General features: G+C 61.7%; 4 protein-coding genes. All 4 read right to left on the reverse strand.

Going from position 1 to position 4,407, the window contains the following annotated elements:
• Nucleotides 1-62 precede the first annotated feature (62 nt).
• Nucleotides 63-251: a hypothetical protein gene (locus tag ACP5E6_RS16450; protein ID WP_427955937.1), complete on the reverse strand. Its 189-nt coding sequence runs from the start codon at nt 249-251 to the stop codon at nt 63-65.
• A 93-nt stretch (nt 252-344) separates the two neighbouring features.
• Nucleotides 345-1,628, reverse strand: a complete 1,284-nt coding sequence (locus ACP5E6_RS16455; protein WP_427955940.1) for a TniQ family protein — start codon at nt 1,626-1,628, stop codon at nt 345-347.
• Nucleotides 1,625-2,554: a TniB family NTP-binding protein gene (locus ACP5E6_RS16460; RefSeq protein ID WP_427955942.1), complete on the reverse strand. Its 930-nt coding sequence runs from the start codon at nt 2,552-2,554 to the stop codon at nt 1,625-1,627. The genes ACP5E6_RS16455 and ACP5E6_RS16460 overlap by 4 nt, the downstream gene beginning before the upstream one ends.
• On the reverse strand, nt 2,554-4,059 hold the full coding sequence (locus tag ACP5E6_RS16465; protein ID WP_427955944.1) for a Mu transposase C-terminal domain-containing protein: 1,506 nt from the start codon (nt 4,057-4,059) through the stop codon (nt 2,554-2,556). Before ACP5E6_RS16465 ends, ACP5E6_RS16460 begins: the two co-directional genes overlap by 1 nt.
• Between the last annotated feature and the right edge of the window lie 348 nt (nt 4,060-4,407).

Genomic DNA, 4,407 nt, shown 5'->3' on the forward strand with positions numbered 1-4,407 from the left:
AATAATTCCACTACACGCGATAATAGGTGTTATCGCGTGTAGGTCGATCCGGGCGCGAGACGTCAGGCGTTCAGTTTGTCGCGTTCGGTAGTTAATGAGACTTTTTGGGGAAACTCAGGACCAGCCCTGATTTGATACCCTTCATAGCGATCGAAATGCCATAAAGCGCGCAAAAGAATGCCCTTAAAGCTGATAAAAGTACCCTTAATGATGAGAAACGCGACCTCTGGGAGGCGGCTGACAACCGCCACTTCCTGATCGGCTACGCACAGGTGCCGAGCGCCTCGGGCCGCCCCCCCTCCCCCGCTCACCTACCCCACTACGGCCGAACCAAGTCGGCCGCTTCAATGGCGGTCGTGCCTAGAGGTGGCCGGCTCTTTTCCGCGATCCATGTCCTCAGGCAACGGCGTTCGACGTGCTGCGGCGCGCCGACGTGCCCGCGCCGCAATCCGGTTGACGGCGGCCGCACGATCCCGCTTAGCCGAAGCTTTCGACCAGGTCGCATTAGCCCTCGCCAAGGCAACGCTCAGGCGAACCCGCTCTTCTGCCGTTCTCACAGCCTTCTCATGTTTCTCATGAGCTTCGACAGCCCGTCCGACACATTGCGCGAGAACCGCCCCCCATCCCTGCGCGGTAGCGGCAAGCCATGCCCGAGCATCCCCTGATAATCGGCGAACCAACCAAGGCAGATCTGCCGTGAAGCCGTCTGGATCGGTATCCCACAAAGTAGTCCGCTCCAAGCGAGCCGGGCATCCACCCGCCATGTCCGTGAGGACGGAACCGATGATGCCAAGTATTTTGAAGCCAGATTGGGGTTCGATTTCAAAAGTCCGATGGGGGCTGCCTAAACTTGTCGTCGAGTCCTCCCTTGCCGCCAGAGGAATCCCGAGCGGCCAACCGAAGACGCCAACAAGATCTCGGACGATGAGAGCAAATTGACTGGCCGGCAAGCCAAAATGCCACAGCCCAGTGGGAGCCACGCCAACCAGCGCCTTCAGGATGGCCGATTGCATCTCCAACGCCGAACGGCGCAGGGCCGAATCGCGCGTCAACCAAAGCATGCCGCCACGCAGCGCCGCGATATTTGCACCAGTCCGCGAAGGTTCCCCAGCGTCCACTGGCGAACGGCAGCCGGAACAAATCAAGCGTTGCCGCCCGCTGATCGACGAGAAGCTGCAATGGCCAAAAAAACAGGCCTGGCACAGGCATTCCAGCAGCGAACCGTGGGTCGGGCAGGCGACGCAGCAGCCGAGACGCCAGACGGCGCGTTCATGGACCTCGCCGTACCGTCCAAAATCGTCGCGCACGCACTCCGGACACCAAACCACCAACGCGCGGTGCCAAGCGCCGGGATCCGGCAAATTCCGTACCGGCACCCGTAGCCCGCTGATCGATGCGCGATCAAGACGCGCCGCTCGCGTCAGGAGGTTCTCCAGGTCGGAATCCTCCCGCCAATCGATCAAGGCGAGCGCCGATCGATCGCCGCCGTACTCACGCCCACCCCGCAGGCACGCAACCAACTGGTGGGTATCGAGATCATATCGTGCCGCGGTCCGCGCAAGCCAGGATCGTGCGGATTCGCCAGGATACGGCCTCGGCGCCACTGGAAGCGCCTTGCGCTGCGTCATGCCCGGCTCCCCTCGGGTGGCCGGCGAGCACGGGTGGCGCGGCCTGGTGCCGCTACGCCGCGCCATATCTCGGGATCCTCGAAGCTGGCAAGCTCGATCCGTTCCCGCCCGGTACGGATGGCAGCCACGGCAGCGCGCTCCACGGCCTTGCAGATCCCCAGCGTGACACCGCCCGACCGCGTGGCCAGCATCGCCCGCAACTTCGCCGAATCCACGGGGGACGGCTGGCGCAGCGGCAGACTCCACACCAAGCGGGTCACGAAGTCCCGCAGATCCTCACCGGGCGTCCAAGCCGGCAGCTCGATGTCGGTGAACCGACTGCGCAACTGCGCATCCGAGAGCAGCGCATGCCGCGCTTCGGGCACGCCTGCCCCAACCAGCGCCAGCCGCAAATTGTTGGATAGGAAGCGTAGCAGCTGCAGGAACAGCCGCTGTTGTCGCGGGGTACCGGCAAGAACCGAATTGATCTCGTCAATCACCAGGACGCGTGCGCCGACCTCGCGCAACAGCCGGATGGCCGATGTCCGCAACTGTCCTCCCCCGGCCCAATATCCCGCCGAGGGCGCATCAAGAGCTTCCAGAACCCGATTGAAGAACTCAGCCTCCGTGGGCTGTGGCGCCATCAACATCACGACGACCGGCCGGCGCTGAACGCCGGCCACTTCATCGAAACGCACCGCGTTCTGCCGCTCGAATTTGCGGATCAGCATCGTCTTGCCCATCCCGCTTTCACCCAGCAACAAGAGGTTCTCCATCCGCTCGCGAGGTGGTTGGTCACATGCCTCCTGCAAATAACCGAGCAGACGCTCCGCCGCGGCATGCTGGATCCACCGCTCAGCGCGGATATGCGCAATCCGCGCGTCAGCGTCGAGGTGAGCAATCTGCTGGATGTCCGGCGGCAGGTGCGCGAACGTGCCAGTCGCCATCACCAGAACTCCACGCCACTGGTAACGCCGTCGCCGGGTATGACAACCTGCGCATCCGGATCATCGTCCGAGGCCGCCGGAGGCGCCGCTGGCGGGCGGATATTAGCGATGGCAAGTTCCCCTCGTACCACCGCCCGGCGCGCGGCCTTGCTGCGGTCATACGCCTCAGCGAGCACACGGCGTTGTTCTTCAATTGCCTCGAAAATAGCGTGCTCGTCGACAGTGCGCCGCCCTTCTTCGCGCAACCGATTAATAGCGGATCGATGCTCCCAAAGCGTTACAGCCGACCGGCCGATGTCAGCATAGGGCACCCGGATATGATCACCGCCCGAAAGTTCGACAAACACGGCGCTCAGATCGCGAGGATCATATTTCACGCGCAGCTTATGTCCGCCGCTATTGACGAGGTGTGCCAGGGCGCCATCCTGATACTGCACGTTAAACAGCCGCACGCCGTCGCGGCGGATGACACGTTCCTCAAATGGCAGGAAATCGAACAACAGCGATTGCGCATCCGCGGGTTCACGAAGAGTCATCCCGTTGACGCCAGCGGCCCATGCGGCAGCCGGTGGCCGACCAAGCGTCTGGTGAACCTCGTTGTGATATGGGCCAAGAACCTCTAGTGCCAAAATTCGTTCGAACTCGCGGAAGGTGAGCACGGATCGACCCTCCGATGGGTAATCGCCACGCGCACTGACATTAGAGAACGTTGTGCCGGGCAGCGCTTGAACGCGCCCCATCAAGGTTCCCATCAATCGCTCGATATGGCCGCCGTAGCGCGGTGTCGCTGGCGGCCGATAATCAATCCTGACGCCATGCTGCTGGCAGCCGCGCTCGAAAGCCCTGGAATGGAATTCGGCGCCGTTATCAACGTGAATGCACTCCGGTAATCCAAACACAGGCCAAGCGAGTTTGATGCCTCTGTCAGCGAGCCACGCGGCCTTTGGCAGGATCGACTGAGTGACCGCGAGAGCCGTGCCCGCCGCACTCGGCGCGTCCAGCGACAGCGTGAGCCCTGCAACTATCCGGGTATGGATGTCCAGCACCAGCGTGAGCCACGGACGCCCGATACAGGCTCGCGTGACATCGTCCACCAGCATGATGTCGACCTTGGTGTGGTCGATCTGCACGACCTGTAGCGGGCGCTCGGTTCGGATACCAGGCTTAACCTGGCGAAACCGGTCTTCTGAGACCCCTGCCCCTTCTCGGGCTTTCGTTCGCTCGCGCAAGCTGCGTGCAGAAATGCGGGCTCTCACCGCGTTCATGGACGGCGGCTTGAGACCGGCGACAATGCAATCCCGGCGCACCTGGCCAAATAGTCGCTTCACGGTAGGTCGCTCGGGTTGAAGATAAAGGGCCACAATCGCCGCCTCGATCCGAGCCTCAACCGCAGGATCGAGCCTACGACTTCCCTTCGCCTGGCCTCGCCGGCGGGACAGCATCGAAGCGGTCACGGGCCGGTCGCGAAATCCGCGAACAAGCCGGTAGATCTGGGGAATACTCAAGCCAAGGCGCGTCGACGCCACTTTCACCGCGATGCCGCCTGGCCGCGCCGACGCCGCAAGGGGCCGGATCACTGCCTCCCTGCGAACCGCCTCAGCCCAATCCTGCTCGGAAGCCGAGTGGAAGGATTCCGGGCGAGAGGGCTGCTCAGGGGGAACGGTTTTCAACTTTAAACCCCGTTTTATCATAATTAGAAGTGTTTTATTAATTTTAATGGTAATTTATCACTATCTAAGGTATTTGCAAGCCTCTGATAATGCACATTAGGATCAATCACTAATTACCGAACTCGACACAGTTTGCACTTGGTATGGAATTGAGTTCTATCACGAAGCGATGGAGCCGATCTC

The sequence above is a fragment of the Acidiphilium sp. genome, from assembly GCF_049977125.1.
GTDB lineage: Bacteria > Pseudomonadota > Alphaproteobacteria > Acetobacterales > Acetobacteraceae > Acidiphilium.